General features: G+C 34.6%; 20 protein-coding genes and 1 other annotated feature. Of the genes, 17 read left to right on the forward strand and 3 right to left on the reverse strand.

All coding sequences use genetic code 11. The annotated features are described in order from the left end of the window. The first annotated feature begins 416 nt into the window (after positions 1–416). The 7 genes from ACTJJ9_RS21615 to yajC all read left to right on the forward strand — a co-directional run bounded on the left by ACTJJ9_RS21615 (position 417) and on the right by yajC (position 5813). Positions 417–950 carry a BofC C-terminal domain-containing protein gene (locus ACTJJ9_RS21615; protein ID WP_186324253.1) on the forward strand — a complete coding sequence of 178 codons (534 nt, stop codon included), beginning with the start codon at positions 417–419 and terminating at the stop codon, positions 948–950. Between the two features lie 292 nt (positions 951–1242). Next, the gene (gene ruvA / locus ACTJJ9_RS21620) at positions 1243–1851 is read left to right on the forward strand and encodes a Holliday junction branch migration protein RuvA (protein WP_145583231.1); all 609 of its coding nucleotides are present in this window, start codon (positions 1243–1245) and stop codon (positions 1849–1851) included. 10 nt (positions 1852–1861) lie between these two features. Beyond that, complete coding sequence (gene ruvB, locus ACTJJ9_RS21625) at positions 1862–2866, forward strand: Holliday junction branch migration DNA helicase RuvB (protein ID WP_145583233.1); 1005 nt, start codon at positions 1862–1864, stop codon at positions 2864–2866. Then, positions 2859–3059, forward strand: coding sequence for a DUF2905 domain-containing protein (locus ACTJJ9_RS21630; RefSeq protein WP_095303158.1), 201 nt, complete (start codon positions 2859–2861; stop codon positions 3057–3059). Before ruvB ends, ACTJJ9_RS21630 begins: the two co-directional genes overlap by 8 nt. Before the next feature lie 28 nt (positions 3060–3087). Then, complete coding sequence (gene queA, locus ACTJJ9_RS21635) at positions 3088–4116, forward strand: tRNA preQ1(34) S-adenosylmethionine ribosyltransferase-isomerase QueA (protein WP_145583235.1); 1029 nt, start codon at positions 3088–3090, stop codon at positions 4114–4116. 264 nt (positions 4117–4380) lie between these two features. Continuing rightward, positions 4381–5526: a tRNA guanosine(34) transglycosylase Tgt gene (gene tgt / locus ACTJJ9_RS21640; protein ID WP_095303156.1), complete on the forward strand. Its 1146-nt coding sequence runs from the start codon at positions 4381–4383 to the stop codon at positions 5524–5526. Positions 5527–5552: 26 nt separating this feature from the next. Continuing rightward, a complete protein-coding gene (gene yajC / locus ACTJJ9_RS21645) occupies positions 5553–5813 on the forward strand; it encodes a preprotein translocase subunit YajC (protein ID WP_095303155.1) in 261 nt (86 codons plus the stop codon). A 91-nt stretch (positions 5814–5904) separates the two neighbouring features. Here the strand turns inward: yajC and ACTJJ9_RS21650 are convergent, their stop codons facing one another. Then, positions 5905–6291: a TIGR04086 family membrane protein gene (locus ACTJJ9_RS21650; RefSeq protein WP_095303154.1), complete on the reverse strand. Its 387-nt coding sequence runs from the start codon at positions 6289–6291 to the stop codon at positions 5905–5907. A 276-nt stretch (positions 6292–6567) separates the two neighbouring features. On the opposite strand from ACTJJ9_RS21650, the gene ACTJJ9_RS21655 reads away from it, so the two are divergent. Next, entirely contained in the window at positions 6568–7218 is a 651-nt protein-coding gene (locus tag ACTJJ9_RS21655) for a DUF421 domain-containing protein (RefSeq protein ID WP_145583237.1), read from the forward strand. 89 nt (positions 7219–7307) lie between these two features. Here the strand turns inward: ACTJJ9_RS21655 and spoVB are convergent, their stop codons facing one another. Continuing rightward, positions 7308–8879, reverse strand: a complete 1572-nt coding sequence (gene spoVB / locus ACTJJ9_RS21660) for a stage V sporulation protein B (protein WP_095303152.1) — start codon at positions 8877–8879, stop codon at positions 7308–7310. A 156-nt stretch (positions 8880–9035) separates the two neighbouring features. On the opposite strand from spoVB, the gene ACTJJ9_RS21665 reads away from it, so the two are divergent. From ACTJJ9_RS21665 to dtd, 7 genes are all read left to right on the forward strand, one after another. Continuing rightward, on the forward strand, positions 9036–9329 hold the full coding sequence (locus ACTJJ9_RS21665; RefSeq protein ID WP_145583239.1) for a post-transcriptional regulator: 294 nt from the start codon (positions 9036–9038) through the stop codon (positions 9327–9329). 114 nt (positions 9330–9443) lie between these two features. Then, on the forward strand, positions 9444–11339 hold the full coding sequence (gene secF, locus ACTJJ9_RS21670; RefSeq protein WP_145583241.1) for a protein translocase subunit SecF: 1896 nt from the start codon (positions 9444–9446) through the stop codon (positions 11337–11339). 208 nt (positions 11340–11547) lie between these two features. After that, entirely contained in the window at positions 11548–11859 is a 312-nt protein-coding gene (locus ACTJJ9_RS21675) for a LapA family protein (protein ID WP_095303149.1), read from the forward strand. 93 nt (positions 11860–11952) lie between these two features. Then, complete coding sequence (recJ, locus tag ACTJJ9_RS21680; protein ID WP_145583243.1) at positions 11953–14316, forward strand: single-stranded-DNA-specific exonuclease RecJ; 2364 nt, start codon at positions 11953–11955, stop codon at positions 14314–14316. A gap of 16 nt (positions 14317–14332) precedes the next feature. Further along, positions 14333–14845, forward strand: coding sequence for an adenine phosphoribosyltransferase (locus ACTJJ9_RS21685; protein WP_095303147.1), 513 nt, complete (start codon positions 14333–14335; stop codon positions 14843–14845). 510 nt (positions 14846–15355) lie between these two features. Continuing rightward, positions 15356–17563, forward strand: a complete 2208-nt coding sequence (locus ACTJJ9_RS21690) for a RelA/SpoT family protein (protein ID WP_145583245.1) — start codon at positions 15356–15358, stop codon at positions 17561–17563. Between the two features lie 88 nt (positions 17564–17651). Then, complete coding sequence (dtd, locus tag ACTJJ9_RS21695) at positions 17652–18101, forward strand: D-aminoacyl-tRNA deacylase (protein WP_095303145.1); 450 nt, start codon at positions 17652–17654, stop codon at positions 18099–18101. Positions 18102–18193: 92 nt separating this feature from the next. Here the strand turns inward: dtd and ACTJJ9_RS21700 are convergent, their stop codons facing one another. Beyond that, the gene (locus tag ACTJJ9_RS21700) at positions 18194–19945 is read right to left on the reverse strand and encodes an SH3 domain-containing protein (RefSeq protein WP_186324254.1); all 1752 of its coding nucleotides are present in this window, start codon (positions 19943–19945) and stop codon (positions 18194–18196) included. 206 nt (positions 19946–20151) lie between these two features. On the opposite strand from ACTJJ9_RS21700, the gene ACTJJ9_RS21705 reads away from it, so the two are divergent. After that, complete coding sequence (locus ACTJJ9_RS21705; RefSeq protein WP_170944491.1) at positions 20152–20325, forward strand: hypothetical protein; 174 nt, start codon at positions 20152–20154, stop codon at positions 20323–20325. A gap of 53 nt (positions 20326–20378) precedes the next feature. Continuing rightward, positions 20379–20609: a binding site (T-box leader), on the forward strand. A gap of 414 nt (positions 20610–21023) precedes the next feature. Further along, entirely contained in the window at positions 21024–22295 is a 1272-nt protein-coding gene (gene hisS / locus ACTJJ9_RS21710) for a histidine--tRNA ligase (protein ID WP_095302935.1), read from the forward strand. Positions 22296–22303: the final 8 nt, after the last annotated feature.

Consider the following 22303-nt stretch of genomic DNA (forward strand, 5'->3'; position numbering starts at 1 on the left):
TCCAAGATTTCCATTCAAATATTCGGTAACAATCTTTATTTTAAATTCCTCACTATATTTGGCCATAATAATACCCCCAGAAGTTAGATTTATTACTCTAACTTCTGGGGGTCGGTACCGAGTGATGCTCTTTTTATTTTAGCTGATTCCCCATACAATGTTTTTTTAGATATATTGATGTGAATATCCTTGGTTATTTCCACATGCTTAAATAGTTCTACTAAACGCGCGCGTTTTTAGCATATATTTAGCCGACACCTAAATGATCAAGAGAGGTATTTTTAAAATAAAATCATGTATATAAGGTTCTATAAACCGTGGTTAAAAATTCTACTTTTGGTCACAATAGTAACGGACAATATTTAATTACGCGTTTTCATGCTTCAATGTACAAAATAATGAATGAGGTGAAGCAGATGAAAGTATTTCATCGAAGTCGCAACTTTACGAATCTTACTCTAATCATGTTGATCGCTGTAGGTCTAATGATATGTATACAATCGAATCCAATGAATGTACATGCGGAAACTTTAGATGGAAATACTCCAATAAAAATTATAATGCAGCAAGAATATCTTGACGGAGAGCTAAGTGAAGAAGTAACGCATGAATATGATTTACCTCTTAATGCAATTAAGGAAAAATATAAAAATTGGCATTTGGTCACTCAAAATGAGAAAGAATTGGTATTTCACCGTGCTGTAGATGACATTTCTCCATTATTAAAAACAAATGGATACTTTGGAATAACCGGCGATGGTACATTATCAACATTTAATGGAAAGCCTGAGACAAATGAAGTGATCCAATCGTTTTTTCAAATTGACATAAAAAAGCTGGAAAGTCATAGGCAGGATGAGTTACGTAAAGGTATTCGAATTCAATCAAGAGATCAATACTTTGAGGTAATTAAAAGCTTTGAATCTTATTCAAAGACTGAAAAAAAATAAACACTGCTAACTTGAAAGATAGACGGTCTTTTAGGTTAGCTTTTTTTATTTCGCAAAACAGTTTTAATTTCTTACATTCATTTATTGTGATATGATAAATAGGAACAATTGTACGTATTTCTCATTTCAAGAATCAAAATTGATTCCTAGAAATTTTATTCGAGCCATAATGAATATTATTAGAAATTATCCTTATGGATTGCGGTATGAAAGTTTTTTGTAGATAAAACTTCTTCTGATTTGAACGGTTTTTTGTTACAATTGGATACAGTCGCTTAAAGAGGTGAAAGTGTTGATTGAGTTTATTAAAGGATATGTCGAACATATCACACCAGAATATATAGTTATTGAACATCATGGATTAGGTTATCAAATACATACGCCAAATCCTTTTATTTATAAAAAAAGCAATCAGGATGAAATTACGATTTATACGTATCAACATGTACGTGAGGATGTCCTTGCGTTATACGGTTTTCAAACGAGAGAAGAAAAGGCTTTGTTTATGAAGCTATTAAACGTTACTGGGATTGGACCTAAAGGGGCATTGGCAATTCTTGCATCAGGTAATCCATCTCACGTCATTGAAGCGATTGAAAAGGAAGACGATGCGTTTTTAGTGAAATTCCCTGGTGTTGGAAAAAAGACGGCACGACAAATAATTTTAGATTTAAAAGGGAAACTCGGTGATATTGCTGCTTTGTACGCTCCTGATTTATTTACTCATGAAGAAATTGAAAAAGAACGAACTAATAATCATGCGTTAAATGAAGCTGTAGAAGCATTGAAGGTTTTAGGCTATGGAGAACGCGAAATTAATAAAGTGCTTCCTTCGCTTAAGCAAGAAAGTTTATCAACTGATATGTATGTTAAAAAAGCATTGCAAAAGCTATTGAAGTAAGGTGATAACTATGGATGAACGCCTAGTATCTGGTGAGGCAGATTTACATGATTCGTACTTAGAGCAGTCCTTAAGACCGCAGACATTATCTCAATATATTGGTCAGGATAAAGTAAAGGATAATTTAAAAGTATTTATTGAGGCTGCAAAATTGCGTGGTGAAACATTGGATCATGTGTTATTATATGGTCCGCCGGGTCTTGGGAAAACAACCTTAGCCACAATTGTTGCCAATGAAATGGGTGTAAATATTAGAACAACTTCAGGACCTGCTATTGAAAGACCAGGGGATTTAGCTGCAATTTTAACAGCATTAGAACCAGGAGATGTTCTATTTATTGATGAAATACATCGATTACAAAGGTCAATTGAGGAAGTTTTGTATCCTGCAATGGAAGATTTTTGCCTTGATATCGTAATTGGCAAAGGCTCGACAGCAAGGTCTGTTCGATTAGATCTTCCACCATTTACGTTAATTGGTGCAACAACAAGATTAGGACTTCTAACAGCTCCATTACGTGACCGATTTGGAGTCTTGAGCAGGCTTGAATATTATGATGAAACTCAATTATCCCTTATTATACAGCGTACTGCTGAAATATTAGAAATAGGAATTGAGGATCAAGGTGCAGTTGAAATGGCTAGAAGGTCGCGGGGAACACCGAGAATTGCGAACCGCTTACTTAGAAGAGTAAGGGATTTCGCCCAGGTGATTGGTGTTGATACGATTTCAACAGGACTAGCAATCGATGCGCTTGAGAAGCTTCAGGTTGATAAATTAGGATTGGATCACATAGATCATAAGCTATTGTTAGGAATTATTGAAAAATTCCGTGGCGGTCCGGTTGGGATTGATACGATTTCGGCAACAATAGGAGAAGAATCACATACAATTGAAGATGTATATGAGCCATATCTCCTGCAAATTGGTTTTTTGCAAAGAACTCCAAGAGGAAGAATTGTTACGGAAAGAGTCTACCAACATTTTAATATGGAGGCACCTAAACATGGCTAATTTTCCAAAGATATTAATGATGATTGGAGCTATCCTTTTAATCATTGGATTTTTTATGCAGTTTATTGGTAAACTACCAGGTGACATAGTATTTAAAAAAGGGAATACAACAGTATTTTTCCCCATTGTGACTTGCATAGTTGTTAGCATTATATTATCGATTGTATTTTCGTTTATTGGAAGATTTAAATAATCTAGAGAAAAGAAATAAGGTGAGCACGTTGAAAGTTGAATTATTTGATTTTGATCTACCAGAAGAACTAATTGCACAGGTACCGCTTAAAGAGAGAGATGCATCTCGTTTAATGGTATTAAATAAGGAATCTGGGGAAGTAAAGCATGAAACCTTCAAGTCGATTGTTAATTATTTCCAGCCAGGTGATTGCCTTGTTTTAAATAATACAAGAGTAATGCCGGCACGATTATTTGGGACAAAACAAGATACAGGTGCGAGTATCGAGGTTCTTCTTTTAAAACAAAAAGAGAATGATACGTGGGAAACATTGGTGAAGCCAGCAAAACGAGTGAAGGAAGGAACTGTTATTTCCTTTGGTGATGGAATTTTAACAGCAACCTGTGTAGGAACAAGTGAGCATGGTGGTAGATTATTAACATTTGACTATGATGGTATTTTTTATGAGGTATTGGATTCATTAGGTGAAATGCCTTTACCACCATACATAAAAGAGCAATTAGATGACCGTGAAAGATACCAAACTGTTTTTTCACGTGAAATTGGTTCTGCTGCAGCACCAACTGCTGGGTTGCATTTTACAGAAGAGATCTTAGAACAGTTAAAAAGCAAAGGAATCCATCTTGCATTTATCACACTTCATGTTGGATTAGGTACGTTCAGGCCAGTTAGCGCAGATAATGTGGAAGAACATGAAATGCACGCTGAATTTTATCAAGTAACAGAAGAAACCGCTGAGCTTTTAAATAATGTCCGCAAAAATGGTGGTCGCATTATCTCAGTTGGTACAACATCGACAAGAACATTAGAAACAATTGCATCTAAGCATGATGGAAAGTTTGTATCCGAAAGTGGCTGGACAAATATATTTATTTATCCAGGGTTTCAATTCAAAGGAATTGATGGAATGATTACAAACTTCCACCTCCCTAAGTCTTCGCTAATCATGCTTGTAAGTGCGTTAGCAACAAGGGAATATGTTATGAATGCCTATGAAATTGCAGTAAAGGAAAAATATCGGTTTTTTAGCTTTGGAGATGCCATGCTTATCATTTAAACTTTATCAAACTGAAACTATATAATAGACCTTAGCGTCAGCTCAAAACGGCTTGCGACAAGTAATTTTGAAGTCCTTTTATAGGAGTCTGTTAAAGCATATTGTTGATTTCTTAGCACTTTGTTATTGGAGTGAAATGCGTAAGAAAACGCCTGTAGTGGGATTCTATTAACTAAGATAACAGTTCCTATAAGAGCATCAAGTCACTATTAGTGTTCGTAGCTAGAGCTAGATGATTTTGCTTGCTTATTAAGGAGGAATACAGTGTCAACTTTACCGATACGCTATGAATTAATTAAAACATGTAAACAAACTGGTGCAAGACTTGGAATCGTTCATACACCTCATGGTAGCTTCGAAACACCTGTTTTTATGCCAGTAGGTACACTTGCAACCGTTAAAACAATGTCACCTGAAGATTTAAAAGAAATGGGTGCTGGGATTATTTTAAGTAATACTTATCATTTATGGCTTAGACCCGGCAATGAAATCGTTAAAGAAGCTGGTGGCCTTCATAAATTTATGAATTGGGATCGAGCGATATTAACAGATTCAGGTGGATTTCAAGTATTTAGTTTAAGTGACATGAGAACCATTGAGGAAGAGGGCGTTCATTTCCGAAATCATTTAAATGGTGATAAGCTATTTCTATCACCGGAAAAAGCGATGCAAATTCAAAATGATTTAGGTTCAGATATTATGATGGCATTTGACGAATGTCCACCATACCCAGCTGAATATGATTATATGAAAAAGTCAGTAGAACGGACAAGCAGATGGGCTGAACGATGTCTTAAAGCTCATAAACGCCCAAATGAACAAGGGTTATTTGGTATTATTCAAGGTGGAGAATATGAGGAATTACGTAAACAAAGTGCAAAGGATTTAGTTTCATTAGATTTTCCTGGCTATGCAGTTGGTGGTTTATCGGTAGGAGAACCAAAGGATGTCATGAATCGTGTGCTTGAGTTTACGACTCCGCTTATGCCAGCTCATAAACCTCGATATTTGATGGGAGTTGGGTCACCAGATTCGCTTATTGATGGTGCAATTCGCGGAATAGATATGTTTGATTGTGTTCTACCTACTAGAATAGCTCGTAATGGAACATTAATGACGAGTGAAGGAAGACTAGTAGTAAAAAATGCAAAATATGCAAGAGACTTTGGTCCGCTTGATGAGCATTGTGATTGTTATACTTGTCGAAATTATTCACGGGCTTATATTCGACATTTAATAAAATGTGACGAAACGTTCGGATTAAGATTAACATCTTATCATAATCTATATTTTCTGGTAAACTTAATGAAGAATGTAAGGCAAGCTATCCGTGAAGATCGTTTAGGCGATTTCCGCGATGAATTCTTTGAAAAATACGGTTTTAATAAGCCAAATGCCAAAAACTTCTAATTTATGCTGAAAGGAGGGGAAAATGAATGGAATTAATAGGTACAGTATTACCTTTAGTCGCAATGTTTGCCATTTTTTACTTTTTGTTAATTCGTCCGCAACAAAAGCAACAAAAAGCGGTACGTGAGATGCAAAACAGCCTGCAAAAGGGTGATAAAATTGTTACAATTGGTGGCCTTCATGGTATTTTAGATTCGATCGATGAAGATAAGATCGTATTAAAAGTATCAGATGGAACACGTTTAACTTTTGATCGTCGCTCAGTCCGTGAAGTAGTAAAGGACTAATAGTACATACAAACTAAAAAGCCAATCATTGAGAAGATGATTGGCTTTTTTTGATAATCAATGACAAAAACATGTTCAAATGTAAAAATCATTATTTACTTGCTCGAGAGGATGAAAGATTAACTCCAAAAACTCCACCTAGCATTGCTATGAGTAAAAAAGCCCCATGGTATAAAGATTCTTCTAAAGTAAAAATTTGTCCATATCCTAAAAATTTAAATAGCAAAATGATTAATGAATATAAAAGGGCTGTAATTCCCCCAACTAACCAACCCTTCTCTTTCCCATTGCCTCCAGCAACAAAACCACCGATGAATACTGCCAAAATGGAAATCGTTAGAAGGATCCAACTTATCGAAGACTCAGTTAAACTTGTAAATTTCAATAAGGTTGCAAAGAATAGACTAGTTACTAATGCGATGACAAAAATTGTGATTAATCCATATAGAATGGCTTTTCCCCATTTTTTTGATTCCACTTTCACATCCCCTTCCCATCTACATGAAATCAAGCTTTTGAAGCTCGTCTTAATACAGAATATTCATGTAAGGGAAAAATAGAATAGATTTCTTTACATCTATATGTATTAACAGACCTTGATTATAGGAATAGCTAAAAATATGTATTTTTATATTGAATGTGCGAGGCTGAGAAAGGAAAATCCTTTTGTATTAAGTAAGTTTCGTACATAAAAGTTGTAGTAACGATTAAACTAACAAAAAAGCTTTGAAGATAGAAGGAGGAATGCCATCAGATGGATATGTATGTTTCCATTGTGGCAAGAACAATCATATTGTACTTTTTGATTGTTTTTATTTTTCGACTAATGGGAAAGAGAGAAGTTGGTGAGTTAAGTATATTTGATTTGGTCGTATTTTTAATGATTGCAGAAATTGGGATTACATCGATTGAAAATCATAAAGATCCATTACTTCATACGATCATTCCAATGTCTGTCCTTCTTCTTATTCAAATTTCACTAGCGTATTTATCGCTTAAAAGTGATAAGGTACGTCATCTTCTTGATGGTAAGCCGACAATCATTATTAATCGGGGAAAGGTTGACGAACATGCTATGAGGTCACAGCGCTATAATTTTGATGACCTATTGACTCAGCTTCGCGAACAAAACATAAATAATGTCGCTGAAGTTGAATTTGCAATTTTAGAATCGAATGGGAAATTATCGATTATTGTGAAAAACGAAAATGAACGGCAAATGCTTCATCTACCACTTATCATTGATGGACATATTCAACAAGAAAATTTAAAAATGATGAATTTGAATCAATTTTGGTTGAAAGAGCAATTGAAGAAATTAGGTTATAATGACTTACAAAATATATCATTATGCTCATTTCATGAAGGAAAACTGTCTGTTGATATTAAAGATGAAATTAAATAAAGAAGAACTTAACCGTTTATTATCATAGTAAAAAAATAAGACAAGTACTTCAATTTAACGTAAATGAAGCTACTTGTCTTATTAGCTTATTACTTAACCGGAATAAGCTTTGCTAAAAATGAACCAATGAATGGAATTCGATTCATTTCTTCTCTATCGATTAATTTAAAGAGTAATAACATGAAGCAATAAACTAGTGATGTTATGCAAATAGCTATAATTAAACGAATCGAATCATTTAAAGAATCAATAAGAAAGTGATAAAAATAATAACCTGTTATTCCAGAAAGAACAATTGTTATCACACTCTTAATATATGCCCGCACATGAATAGTAAATGGTACAACTTTCATAACCGTTGCAAAATGGAGCAATGTAGTTAGGATTATACCGATGGCAATTGCTAATCCTGCTCCGATTATCCCTAATGACGGTCTTGTCGCTAAAATGAAAATTAAGGCAGTTTTAACAGCTGACCCAATTAAACTGTTGATCATTGCCGCTCTAGCTAAGTCTAAGCCTTGTAATACTGCTTGAAGGGGACTTTGAAAATAATGAAAGATAAAAAAAGGAGCAAGAACTTTAACAAAAATAGCCGACTGACTATTACCATACATAAACACCATTAAAGGTTCTGCAAAAATATATAGAACAACACTTGCTAATCCACCAGTTACGAGGGAGAGTCTTATCGCTTGTTGTAGACGGTGCTCAACAAGAAACAATTTTTTTTGTGCCATTGCTTCACTTATAGCAGGAACTAGTGAGGTGGAAAGAGAAACTGTAATAAAAGATGGTAGCATTAACAACGGTAATGCGTAGCCTGTTAACCCTCCATATTGTTTTGTCGCTACCGCTGTTGCAACACCTGCAATTGCTAAACTATTAGCAACGACAATTGGTTCGAAAAACCATGAAATTGATCCGATCAATCTACTTCCTGTTGTAGGTAAGGCAATACTCATTAATTGATTAAACGTTGACTTCCCCTTTTTTAAAGAGTTGAAAAAATTTCTACGAACCTTTAGTTTCTTTTTTACTTTAAACATCGTTAATAAATAGATGAGTGAAACAAGTTCACCAATAACAGATGAAATCATTGCACCTGCAGCAGCATATTCAATCCCATATGGCAAAAAGGCGCTTGTAAACAAAGCTACTAAAGAAATGCGAATCGTTTGTTCCAGTACTTGTGAGATAGCGGCAGGCTGCATATTTTGTTTTCCTTGGAAATAGCCCCTTATAACAGAAGATATCGCTACAATCGGGACAACAGGTGTTATTGCAAGTAATGGCCAAATAATCCGTTCATCTGTAAATATCGTATCTGCTAGATAAGGTGCAACAAAAAAGATAGCAGGGGTAAATAAAATGCTTAATGTCCCGGTTATTGACAATGAGACGACAAGGATTTTTTTTATTCTTCGATTGTCTCCTTGTGCAGCCGCTTCAGCAACTAATTTTGAAATTGCAACAGGTAATCCTAACTGAGTAATCGTGATAACTAGTACAAGTGAAGGGACTGCCATCATATATAAACCGACACCTTCCTCACCTATAAAACGGGCAACAACGATTCTGTTAATGAATCCAAGAATTCGCGTAATAAATCCAGCTAATATAAGTATAAGCGTTCCTTTCAGAAACGTCTGTTTTGTCATTTGTTCTCCCTGCCTTCTCAATTAACATGTAATTAGATACAATTACTATATGCGAAGGACTAGGCCAAGCATGACAAGTTCTAGGTATGAATCTGAAAAACAATTATCGCAAAATTTTTTAGATATAATTTTTGTATGAAAAAGGAGGAGAATAGATTGGATAAACAACCAATGGATGATTTTAGAGATCATATTAAACCAGCATTAAAAAGCAAGCTTGAGGAGTTTAAATTATTCGGATATAAAGACGTCACTGAGGCTAAGCTCTGGGACTATTTAAAAAACAAAAAATGGAGAAAGATAAAGGAATTATCTGTTCACGAAATTGTCAATGATGTACTATCCGTAAAAGTTGGAGATTATATGAATTATGCAACAGTAGAAACGTATAAAAATGGAAAATGGTTTGAAAGTGAAGAGGCAAAAGATTTATTAAAGGACTTAATTTAATACTGTTTTTTTAGCTGCTGAGTATATTTAAAAGGGGAAAGATTTCTGTGTAAAGAATAACGGGAGAAAAATACACATACAGTGATTACTTTTTGACTGTAAGGGGGATACATATTGGTCAAACGTGGGCCCATCATTGTTTTTTTTCTACTTGCTTTACTTTTTGTCTCAGACATTGCTTTAATAGCAAAAAAAGTAACCGACAATCATCTGTTTGGTTTGGAGTTACAAGGTGGCTATGAAATTTTGTATGAGGTTAAGCCTGTCAATAAAGGTGAAAAGATTACAAAAGATGTATTGAAAGGAACAGTCAATACATTAGAGAAACGTGTGAGGGTACTTGGAATTAACGATTATTCAATGCAACTTGAAGGAAATAGAATTCGAGTTTTATTAGCAAATGTTACAAATCGAACAGAGGTGATGGCAGGTCTTTCGAAACAGTTAGAATCACCCGTTCCCGTAAAGTTAGAGGAAATATACTCGACTTCTGTTGGAGCACAATATGGAGATAAGTCGTTAAGTAAAACGATATTTGCTGCAATAGTTGGTCTTGGACTTGTAACGCTCTTTTTACTAATTGTTTATCGTTTCCAAGGATTAATCGCAGTTATGACGTATGTGACATCCTTATCAATCACCTTGTTTATAGTTGATTGGTTGAATGTAGATGTTACAATTCCTGTAATTGCAGCACTTATACTTGGTGTTGGAATCGCAGTGGATGCAAATAAGATTACTTTTGAGCGAGTAAAGGAAGAATTACAACTAGGTAAAAATATTCGTTTAGCATTTAAAGAGGGTTCTATACGCTCTATTATGGCTATTATTAATGCTAATTTAGTCGTTTTTCTTGTTGGGATTGTTTTACTTATTTGTGGAACAGGTTCTATAAAAGGTTTTTCACTAGCATTATTAACAATTATTTTAACAAATTTTTTGATAATTATTTTATTATCGAGGGTACTAATGGGTTTATTAGTTAGAAGTGGTTTTTTTGATGAACGGCACCATTTTTACGCTGTAAAAAAAGAAGAAGGTTTGCAACAGTTACATGAAGGACAATTACCGGTATTGGCTAAGTTTAAACATATTGACGCTTTAAAGTATCGAAGACCTTTGCTGATGCTATCTACTTTAGTTGTTTTCATTGGCTTTATCATCTTATTAGTCTTTAAGATGAATAATGGAATCGATTTTTCGACTGGAACGAGAATTGAAGTGTTGGCAGGGAAAGAGATAACTGCAAATGAAATGATTCATGAAATGGAGATATTGAATCTTGATATTGAACGTCATGATGTAGTGTTATCGGGAGCAGAAAATGAAATTGGCGTTGTTCTTTTTCAAGGAAAATTGGAACAGCAAAAAATTGATGATATAAAGAAGCACTTTAATGAGGTATACGGAACTGAACCGAATGTAAGCACATTTTCTCCTGCTTTAGGAACGAAAGTCGCAGAGAAGGCAGTCATCGGCTTAATTATCTCGATAATAGGGATAGGTTTATATGTCGCTACCCGCTATAAGCTTTATATCGCTATGGCAATTGTTACTTCTTTGTTATATGAGCTATTTTTCGTCGTTGCTTTTTTTAGCGCTACAAGACTTGAAATTAATATACCATTTATTGCTGCGCTACTGACCATTGCTTGCTATTCGCTATATAATAAGGTTGTAATCTTTGATCGAATACGTGAAAATTCTAGAGAAATAAAGGGTAACAGCTTCGAAAACTTAAAATTAATTGTAAATCGCAGCCTTCATTCAACAATCATACGTTCTTTGACGACTGTTCTAATAGTAGTTACTATAATGGTTGTATTTATTGCTGCTGGAAGCCCTACGACGATAAATTTCTCTATTGCTTTATTAATAGGTTTTATATGCGTATGGTATACATCCCTTTTTATAGCACCACAGCTATGGTTCATATGGAAAGGAAAGCAATTAAATAACACTATAAAAACACGACTAAACAAGCCATTGCAACGTGAAACACATAGTTAGCAAAATTGTAAAAAATAAGGTCAATCTTCTAGATGAAATTGTTAATTTATCGAGGAGGTTGATTTTTTTTATTTTTCTAATGAGCTAAAAAAATTAAATTTACATCATCAGCAAAGATGGGTATTATTAATATTTGTTCTCGGTGGACAAACTAATTATTGCAGGAAAAAAGTTCGTACAAAAACTATTGATTAAGGGAGAGAATGAAGTGAAACGACAATGGAGCATTATTCTTGCTATTTTATTTGCACTCATAATTGCTATTTTTGCTGTTATTAATGTAGAACCTGTACAAGTCGATTATTTATTTGGTCAAGCAGAATGGCCGCTAATTTTAATCATTTTAAGCTCGGTTTTAATGGGGGGGTTTTTAGTTGCTTTAACAGGTTTTATTAGAATAGTAACATTGCAACGTAAACTTAAACAGCTTGAAAAAGAAAACCTTCGTTTAAGAGATGACGATAAATTGGTACAAAAAGAGAAAAGATTTGATGAGGTAGTAGAGAAGGAAGAGGAGTAACTTAAAGAATGAGACAGGACTTCCACAAACAACCTTAAATTGAAACCCCTTGGCCTCTTTAGTATAATGGAAAGATTGAGGGGTGAAATTGGCATGTTAAATGCAAAAACAAGGTGGATGATAAATCCTACTGATGAAGCAATAATAAAGACATTAACAGATGGTTTGGCTATTACACCACTTGTTGCTTCATTGCTCGTTAACCGAGGAATCCATACATTAGATGAAGCAAAGGAATTTCTTCATCAAGATTTAAATTCCTTTCATGACCCTTTTCTTTTAAAGGATATGGAAAAGGCTGTTAATCGCATAAAATTGGCGATTGAAAACAAAGAAAATATATTAATATTTGGTGACTACGACGCAGATGGTGTTAGTAGTACAACAGTTTTACTAACGACATTACGTAATTTGGGAGCAGAAGCAACCTTTTATATACCGAATCGTTTTACAGAAGGATACGGTCCAAACGAAGCAGCATTTAGGTTTGCCCATGCTCAAGGATTTTCATTAATTATTACTGTAGATACAGGAATTGCTGCTGTGCATGAAGCAAATATTGCAAAGGAGCTTGGTGTTGACCTTATTATTACTGATCACCATGAGCCAGGTCCAATTTTACCAGATGCGCTTGCGATCGTTCATCCAAAGCAACCAAACTGTCCATATCCGTTTAAAGAGTTAGCTGGAGTTGGAGTTGCATTTAAGTTATGTCACGCACTACTTGGAGAGCTGCCTGTTGATTTACTAGAAATAGCAGCAATTGGGACTATTGCTGACCTTGTTTCATTAAAGGATGAAAATCGACTTATTGCTAAAATGGGATTAAAGCAAATGAAATCGACAAATCGCGTTGGCTTAAAAGCATTATTAAAAGTTGCAAATGTTGATTTGTCTACAATTAATGAGGAAACGATTGGATTTGCGTTAGCTCCACGTATTAATGCTGTTGGAAGATTACAATCTGCAGATCCCGCTGTTGATTTGCTTTTATCAGACAATAAGGACGAAGCGATGGAAATCGCTCATGAAATTGATTTATTAAATAAAGAACGCCAAAAACTAGTAAATAACATGACAGAAGAGGCGATTGAAGAGGTAGAGGCAAATTTTCCGATTGAAGATAATCCAGTACTTGTCATTGCGAAGGAAAATTGGAATCCTGGAGTTGTCGGAATTGTAGCTTCTAGATTGGTTGAAAGGTACTATCGTCCAACAATTGTTCTAAGCATTGATAATGAAAAAGGGATCGCAAAAGGGTCAGCAAGAAGTATAGAAGGCTTTGATTTATTTGAAAATCTATCAACTTGCCGCGATATCTTACCACACTTTGGAGGCCATCCGATGGCAGCCGGTATGACTTTAAAGCTTGAAGACGTTGAGGAGTTAAGAAAACGATTAGTTGAAAAAGGGAAACAACAATTAACTGAAACGGATTTTATTCCAATTACGAAAGTTGATGTATGTTGTAAACTTGAAGAAATAACTGTTCATTCTATTGAAGAAATGCAAAAATTAGCTCCATTTGGGGTGGATAATCCTAAGCCAATCGTACAAATTGAAGAGGTCACTCTTGCAAATGTACGAAAAATCGGATCAGAACAAAATCATTTGAAGCTCGTTTTCGAGGATGATGTCCATCAATTAGATAGTGTAGGTTTTGGATTAGGCTATATTCATGATGAACTATCTCCGTCAGTCCAGTTATCAGCAATCGGCGAGCTATCAATTAATGAATGGAATAATTTTAGAAAGCCACAACTAATGCTTCAAGATATAAAAGTAGATACGTGGCAATTATTCGATTTTCGTGGGACTAGAGAGGTTGATAAATTATTAGGTTCTGTAGTTAAGTCAACAAATGATAGTCTTATTGTTACGTTTCAATCGAAAATGTTTAATGCTTTAATGAAAAAGGGTTATGAAGAAAATAGCTTTTTTGTAGATTCGATCGAATTAGCAAGGGAAGTAAACATTAATAATAAACATATTATTCTTTTAGATATACCGAATTCTGTTGACCTGTTACATGCTATTTTTTCAAAAGGAAAGCCAAGTCGAATATATGCCATTTTTCTTCAGGAAGCTGAACACTTTTTTGCAACGATTCCTACAAGAGAGCATTTTAAATGGTTTTATGCATTTCTCTTAAAAAAGGGCACATTTAATTTGAAGCAACAAGGTGAAAAGCTAGCTAATTATAAAGGTTGGACAAAAGAAACAATTGATTTTATGTCACAGGTGTTTTTTGAACTAGAATTTGTTACAATAGAAAATGGTGTTATTTCGACAAAATCTACAACTTCTAAAAGAGACTTAGCTGAGTCGAAAACATATGCCCAGAAACAAATGCAAATTGAATTAGAAAAAACGCTATTATATACATCATACATGCAGCTTAAACAATGGTTTGAGGATCAGTTTGAATCTTCAAAACATGCATTTGTGAATGTATAAGGAGGATAAAGTAAACATGGATTTAAAGCAATTCGTTACAGTCGTACCAGATTATCCAAAACCAGGTATTCAATTTAAGGATATTACGACATTGATGGATAACGGTGAAGCATATAAATATGCGACAGATCAAATTGTTGCATATGCACGTGAAAAACAAATCGATCTTGTTGTTGGACCAGAGGCTCGTGGCTTTATTATTGGATGCCCTGTTGCCTATTCTTTAGGAGTAGGTTTTGCACCTGTTCGAAAAGAAGGAAAACTTCCTCGAGAAGTTGTTCGTGTTGAATATGGTCTAGAGTATGGAAAAGATGTGTTAACTATTCATAAAGATGCAATTAAACCAGGTCAACGTGTTTTGATTACTGATGACTTATTGGCTACTGGAGGTACAATCGAAGCAACGATTAAGCTTGTTGAAGAGCTTGGTGGAGTTGTTGCAGGGATTGCTTTCTTAATTGAATTATCTTACTTAAATGGACGCAGATTACTTGACGGTTACGATGTATTAACATTAATGAAGTTTTAATAGCAAGCCTTAAATGATGATTTATGAAAAGCACTCGAATGGGTGCTTTTTTTACAAAAAAAATTTTGTGAATATGATAAAATTGTCCTACTCTCATTTCAATAATAGTATTTATTGACATCTATTTTGACTTTTTTTCTTCATTCCTTCTTAAAAATGATAAATAAAATAAGAAAACCAGTAATTGGACGGTTAAAAATAAGTGATTCTTCTTTACATCTCCAATTATTTTATTGATAATAGTTACAATATAGTAAAGTTTATAAAAAAGATAATTTTTAAAAATATAAGACTTTAGATGAAGTTGAAGTATATTTATTCATATATTTTTTGTCTTACTAATGATTAAAGTGTATTTACTGGTTTTTAACGTCACCAACTTCTTTTTCTTTAGTAGAAGTAGGAGATATGGTTGTTTACCTCAGTTAAACGGATTATATGATATGGTCTTGTTACTCCAATTTTATAAATTTGGAGATATTAAAGTTTTCATAATAAAAAGGTGATTCCATGGCAAATGAACAAGTTTTATCTTCTGAGCAAGTAATTGAAAAGGCACAGCGATATCTTTCAGAGGAAGATACCGCTTTTATTCAACGTGCATATGAATTTGCTGAAGAAGCTCATCGGGAACAATTTCGAAAATCTGGTGAACCGTATATTATCCATCCGATTCAAGTAGCTGGCATATTGGTCGACTTAGAAATGGATCCTGCAACAATAGCAGGAGGTTTCTTACATGATGTTGTAGAGGATACGGACGTTACATTAGATGATTTACGAAGAGAATTTAGCGATGAAGTGGCTATGCTCGTTGATGGTGTAACAAAATTAGGGAAAATAAAGTATAAATCACAGGAAGAACAACAAGCGGAAAATCATCGGAAAATGTTTGTTGCGATGGCACAGGATATCCGTGTTATTTTAATAAAGCTCGCAGATCGTCTGCACAATATGAGAACTTTAAAACATTTGCCACAAGAAAAGCAAAGAAGAATATCTAATGAAACATTAGAAATTTTTGCTCCGTTGGCACATCGATTAGGGATTTCAAAAATTAAATGGGAGCTTGAGGATACTTCGCTTCGCTATTTAAATCCCCAACAATATTATCGTATTGTAAACTTAATGAAGAAAAAGCGCCAGGAGCGGTTAGAATATTTAGAACAGGTCATTAGCGAGGTTCGTGAACGTGTTGATGAAGTAAATATCGAAGCTGAGTTCTCTGGTAGACCAAAACATATCTATAGTATTTATCGAAAAATGGTATTACAAAACAAACAATTCAATGAAATATATGATTTATTGGCAGTTCGAATTGTTGTAAAAAGTATAAAGGATTGTTACGCTGTTTTAGGTATTATCCATACTTGCTGGAAACCGATGCCAGGCCGTTTTAAAGACTATATTGCGATGCCGAAACCGAATATGTATCAATCACTTCATACGACGGTGATTGGTCCAAAGGGTGAGCCATTAGAGGTACAAATTCGTACATTTGAAATGCATCAAATTGCTGAGTACGGGATTGCGGCACATTGGGCTTATAAAGAAGGCAAAGAGGTCGATGAAAAAACAACGCTTGATAAGAAGCTTTCCTGGTTTAGAGAAATTTTAGAATTCCAAAATGATGTAACAAATGCTGAGGAATTTATGGAGTCACTAAAAATTGATCTCTTCTCTGATATGGTGTTTATCTTTACGCCAAAAGGGGATGTTATTGAATTACCTTCAGGATCTGTTCCAATTGATTTTGCATACAGAATCCATTCAGAGATAGGCAATAAAACTATCGGTGCAAAAATTAATGGGAAAATGGTGACGCTTGACTATAAGCTGAAAACAGGTGACATCATTGAAATACTTACATCGAAACATTCCTATGGTCCAAGTCAGGATTGGTTAAAGCTAGCTCAAACTTCCCAGGCTAAAAATAAAATTAGACAATTCTTTAAAAAGCAACGTCGTGAAGAGAATGTTGAAAAAGGCCGAGAAATGGTAGAGCGAGAAATAAAAAATCTTGATTTTGAAATTAAAGAAGTGATGACAGCGGATAACTTGCAGCGTGTAGCAGAAAAGTTTAATTTCTCTAATGAGGAAGATATGTTTGCTGCTGTCGGTTACAATGGTATTACAGCATTACAGGTTGCAAATCGTTTAACTGAAAAGTGGCGTAAACAACGTGATAAAGAAGAGCAGGAAAAAAATATTCAAGAAGTAGTAAAAGAAGCGAGACAAGTCACATCACCTACATCAAGAAAACGCGATGCAGGTGTACAAGTAAAAGGAATTGATAATCTTCTTATTCGCTTGTCAAAATGCTGTAACCCTGTACCTGGTGATGAAATTGTTGGATTTATTACAAAAGGTCGAGGTGTTTCGGTCCACCGTGCAGATTGTACGAATGTCCATACTGAGGATGCGAAAGAGCGTTTAATTGATGTTGAATGGGAAAATCAAGCATCAACAAGCCGTAAAGAGTATAACGTTGAAATAGAAATACTAGGATATGATAGAAGGGGCTTATTAAATGAAGTCCTTCAGGCTGTAAATGAAACGAAAACGAATATATCGTCTGTTTCAGGCAAATCTGATCGAAATAAAGTAGCAACAATTAATATGGCAATCTCGATCTCAAATATTAACCATTTGCATAAAGTAGTAGAAAGAATTAAGCAAATTTCTGATATATATTCTGTCCGTCGAGTAATGAATTAATTTTTGTTAATATTGTTTTATAAGCAGGATGAACAACTTGTTTTTGTGGTAAAAATAGTTATTTTATGTTGTAAGGGATGAGTTTTATTTGAAAATTGTGATTCAACGAGCGAAACATGCAAAGGTTATTGTAGAGGGTAAAATAGTTGGCGAAATTGAAAATGGTGTTATGGTTTTGGTAGGTATCACACATGATGATACTGCTGCAGATGCAGAATATTTAGCAGAGAAGGTTGCCAATTTAAGAATATTTGAAGATGAGACAGGAAAAATGAATCATTCATTACTTGATGTTAATGGACAGGTATTATCTGTTTCTCAATTTACCTTATATGGTGATTGCCGTAAAGGAAGACGACCAAATTATATGGATGCCGCAAAACCGGATGTCGCAAACGTTATTTATGAATTATTTAATACGAAATTAAGAGAAAAAGGGATACTAGTAGAAACCGGAATATTCGGAGCTATGATGGATGTCCAGTTTACGAATGTAGGTCCAGTTACTTTAATAGTTGAAAGCAATGGAAAAGGGTAGGCTAACAGATTATAGCCTACCCTTTTTTATACAAAATATGGATTTTAGATTCCCTTTAGAAGGGAATACGATAACTTAAATGAAGAAGAAAACTAGTTGGTTTTAAAGTATTGAGCTAAACCATTATAGATTCCTTGTGATGTACGCTCTTGGAAGCTAGATGATTTGATTGTTAGTTCCTCTGTTTGATTGCTCAAATATCCTAATTCAATTAATATTGCTGGTGCTTTATTCTCCCTAAGAACATGAAAATTACCAAATTTAGTCCCTCTATTTCTGAGCTGAGTCTTTTTAGCAAGTTCGTTATTCACCTTTGAGGCAAGAGGTCCATCCTTTAAGGAATGATAATAGTATGTCGTAGTTCCAGTTACACTGCTGTTATTTATGCTATCGTAATGAAGACTAATAAATGCTTCAGCTTTTCGATAATGTGACGTACTAACTCTAGAATTTAAACTAACATATGTATCATTTGATCGGGTCATAAAAACATTAGCACCAGCTGATTTTAACTTGTCATAGACAAGCTTTGCTGTAGTTAATGTCATCTTTTTCTCTAACGTTCCTCTTATTCCAATAGCACCGCTATCTCTTCCTCCATGTCCAGGGTCAATAACAATTGTTTGATTTTTTAAATATTGTTCTGAACCAGGCTTTGATACTGGATTACTAACTCCAGTAGCTTCGACAACCCATCCAGCAACATACCCTGTTTTATTGTTACCTAGATTGAGTTTATACCAATCACCTGCTGTTTCAATTATCTCGTAAGTCTCACCTAAATTAGCTCTTCTGACAATGGAATGACTAGTTGATGATCCTGAACGGATATTTGTTCCATCATATATGATTTGGACCTGCTTCTTTTTTTGATTAGTTGAAGATTGATTTCCTTGATTGGCACTTGTTTGTGAGATGTACCAGCCTGCTACCCAACCTGTTTTGTTTGAGCCATAGCTTATTTTATACCAATCATTTTTTTCCTCAATAATTGTCACGCTCGTTCCTTTTTTAATCGAGTCTATTACTTTTCCAGTGAGATTTCCGCTATTTCGAACATTTATACTTGATGCTGTAACAGTTCCACTTTGATTAGCTGGACCGGTGTTTGAGACCGAATCGCTTGAATGATTATAGCTTAAATAATCACTATGGACCCAGCCTTTAACAGTTGATGTACGTATTTGCACCCAAGAATTTTCTTCTTTCAAAACTGTCACCTTGGCGTTTCTTTGAAGACTACCAATTCGAGTAGAGCTTGTTGAAGGTGACTTTCGGATATTTAGAGAAGCCGCCTTAACGGTTGCAACCTTTCCCTTCGTACTTTCTGTTGAATTTGATGCTGTGGTTGATTGATATGATACATATTTTGAAGCTACCCAACCTTGACTACCTTTATAGGAGATTTTTATCCAATCACCGCTTTTATCAAGGTATGTAGCTGCTTTTCCCCTTTCAAATACACCGATTACTCGAAACGTAGTTCCAGGCCCAGAACGAAACCTTAATCCGGTAGTATTTGAAACAACTGTTGAGCCATTTACATGCTCATTCTCAGTTTTACTATCACTATTTTTTTTGACAAGCCAATTTGCCACCCATCCAGTGTTTGTCCCAGATAACCTTATCTTATACCAATCACCCTTACTTTCAATTAAATCGTATGTCTGTCCTTTTTTAACAGTAGCGATGACAGGATATGTTAGACCTGCTCCACTCCGAACATTGATGCTGTTTGTTTGAATCGTAACCTTTTCTGAAGCAGCTGATACTTGGAAAGTACCGTTTAAGGTTGAAATAAGTAAGAAATAGCAAATGAGAACAGATATCGTTTTTTTAATCACTAAGTTGGCTCCTTTCCGGTACATCATTAAAGAAAACGAACATCTCACATTTAAAAATCATTCCAGTCAAACAATGATTCATTTGAACTTTAACTGTAAATATTCATTTCTTTTTTTATATCGACATTCCTTTAAAAAAATTAAATAAAATCTTCCAATATAGGAAATGATATTTATAGCATTGTTAAAAAGGAAGGGGACAGGTCATGAGAAACAGCGGAAAAGCAGAGTTCTCTCATTCACAGCGCGATATATTTGGTGTCGATTTTCATGATTTTATAACGAAAGAACAAAATGATTCATCTTTAGAACTAGCATCTGAATTTGGAATTTCCTTAAGAGAAGTAAAGAATTTAAAAAAACATTTAAATCGTTCTTGACATTGTATGTGAAAGATTCGTATGATAAGATAAAATTCGATAAGAAATGAATAGTAGAACCAATGAGGAAGAAAAGTAAATAAGAATACAGATGGATAGAGAGGAAATGTCTAAGGCTGAAAGCATTTCTCCATTATGACTTTTTGAAAAACACTTCTTAGGTTTCTCGCTGAAAAACGATATGTTTAGTAGGTGTTGAACGTTACAGGCGTTATCTGTTTGAGTGGAGATTGCTTTTTTATCTCAACTAGGGTGGAACCACGGGTATAACTCTCGTCCCTACATTTTGTAGAGACGGGAGTTTTTTAATTTTCAGAAATAATGAAGTTTATTTTCTATTTTCTAATTTGTAAACATTTGTGGGTTAATGCCAGCAGATTCCTGCTTCAAGAAGAGTTTTATTATAGGGAGCTTTCTTAGAAGTAATGCGACGAGGAGACTTCGTAACTGCCTGAAGAAGTGAACGTATCAGCTAACAATAAAAAAAGCTTCTTAAAAGCTTAATATAGCTAATGCTTTTACATAATTGCGTATTAGATTCATCTGTATAAAGTAATCTTCTAAATTTGTTTCGTTTAGTCATTTTAAAGCGTGAGAATACAAATGTCGGTTTTTTCACGAACAATTAATAGGTATTGAACGAATCTTAAAAGTGTGAAAGTAAGATGTTTTGCTTTTTAGAATTGGAGGAGAAAGTTATGTCATTCCAGATTCCTAGAGGAACACAGGATATTTTACCTGGAGAGGTTGAAAAGTGGCAGTTTATTGAAAAAACTGCAAGAGATTTATGTGAAAGATATCAGTATAAGGAAATTCGAACACCGATATTTGAGCATACAGAATTATTTGCAAGAGGTGTTGGTGAAAGTACAGATATTGTTCAAAAGGAAATGTATACTTTTCTTGATCGAAAAGGCAGAAGTATTACATTGAGACCAGAAGGGACAGCGTCAACTGTACGTGCTTTTGTAGAGAAAAAGCTTTATGCTAACCCATCACAACCAACAAAACTATATTATATTGGTCCAATGTTTCGATATGAGCGCCCACAAACAGGAAGATTCCGCCAATTTGTTCAGTTTGGAATCGAAGCACTTGGAAGTAATGACCCTGCTATTGATGCGGAGGTCATCTCACTTGCGATGTCGCTTTATCAAACTCTAGGCTTAAAAAGTCTTAAACTCGTAATAAATAGTTTAGGGGATGCAGAAAGTCGTATAGCACATCGTGAAGCGTTAATCGCGCACTTTGAACCGAGAATAGGAGAGTTTTGTTCTGACTGTCAAAAGCGATTACAGCAAAATCCTCTACGTATATTAGATTGTAAAAAAGATCATGACCATGAATTAATGGCATCGGCCCCATCGATTCTTGAATATTTAAATGATGAATCAAAAGCTTATTTTAATAAGGTTCAACAATATTTAACATCAAATGGAATCGATTTTGAAGTCGATCCAGGGCTTGTGAGAGGATTAGATTATTACAATCATACCGCCTTTGAAATTATGAGTAATGCTGAAGGATTTGGAGCGATTACAACTTTATGTGGTGGCGGACGGTATAACGGCCTTGCTAAGGAAATCGGCGGTCCAGAGACTCCTGGTATCGGTTTTGCATTAAGTATTGAAAGGCTTTTAGCTGCGCTTGATGCTGAAGGAGTTAGCCTCCCTATTTCCTCATCAATTGACTGTTATTTAGTTGCGATGGGAGAGGCTGCAAAGGATAGAACAGTTTCATTGCTTTTTGAAATGAGAAAAGCCGGTTTAAAAGCTGAAAAAGATTATGAGGACAAAAAGGTAAAAGCTCAATTTAAAGCAGCTGATCGTCATCAAGCTAAATATGTTGCTGTTTTAGGTGAAGATGAGCTTGTGAAAAATGTTATCTCTGTGAAAAATATGGAAACAGGAACACAGGAAGAGGTTCCAATTGATGGTGTAATTGAATATTTGAAGCAACAACGTAATTAAAGGAAAAA

The organism is Metabacillus sp. 22489, assembly GCF_052044855.1.
GTDB classification, from domain to species: Bacteria; Bacillota; Bacilli; order Bacillales; family Bacillaceae; genus Metabacillus; species Metabacillus niabensis.

What these genes read in the sequence shown, in the direction of transcription:
- ACTJJ9_RS21690 (WP_145583245.1), top strand. Translation starts at nt 15,356, where the DNA reads ATGGCAAATGAACAAGTTTTATCTTCTGAGCAAGTAATTGAAAAGGCA.
- ACTJJ9_RS21685 (WP_095303147.1), top strand. Translation starts at nt 14,333, where the DNA reads ATGGATTTAAAGCAATTCGTTACAGTCGTACCAGATTATCCAAAACCA.
- ACTJJ9_RS21705 (WP_170944491.1), top strand. Translation starts at nt 20,152, where the DNA reads ATGAGAAACAGCGGAAAAGCAGAGTTCTCTCATTCACAGCGCGATATA.
- ACTJJ9_RS21630 (WP_095303158.1), top strand. Translation starts at nt 2,859, where the DNA reads ATGGCTAATTTTCCAAAGATATTAATGATGATTGGAGCTATCCTTTTA.
- ACTJJ9_RS21615 (WP_186324253.1), top strand. Translation starts at nt 417, where the DNA reads ATGAAAGTATTTCATCGAAGTCGCAACTTTACGAATCTTACTCTAATC.
- ACTJJ9_RS21655 (WP_145583237.1), top strand. Translation starts at nt 6,568, where the DNA reads ATGGATATGTATGTTTCCATTGTGGCAAGAACAATCATATTGTACTTT.
- spoVB (WP_095303152.1), bottom strand. Translation starts at nt 8,879, where the DNA reads ATGACAAAACAGACGTTTCTGAAAGGAACGCTTATACTTATATTAGCT.
- hisS (WP_095302935.1), top strand. Translation starts at nt 21,024, where the DNA reads ATGTCATTCCAGATTCCTAGAGGAACACAGGATATTTTACCTGGAGAG.
- recJ (WP_145583243.1), top strand. Translation starts at nt 11,953, where the DNA reads ATGTTAAATGCAAAAACAAGGTGGATGATAAATCCTACTGATGAAGCA.
- yajC (WP_095303155.1), top strand. Translation starts at nt 5,553, where the DNA reads ATGGAATTAATAGGTACAGTATTACCTTTAGTCGCAATGTTTGCCATT.
- ruvB (WP_145583233.1), top strand. Translation starts at nt 1,862, where the DNA reads ATGGATGAACGCCTAGTATCTGGTGAGGCAGATTTACATGATTCGTAC.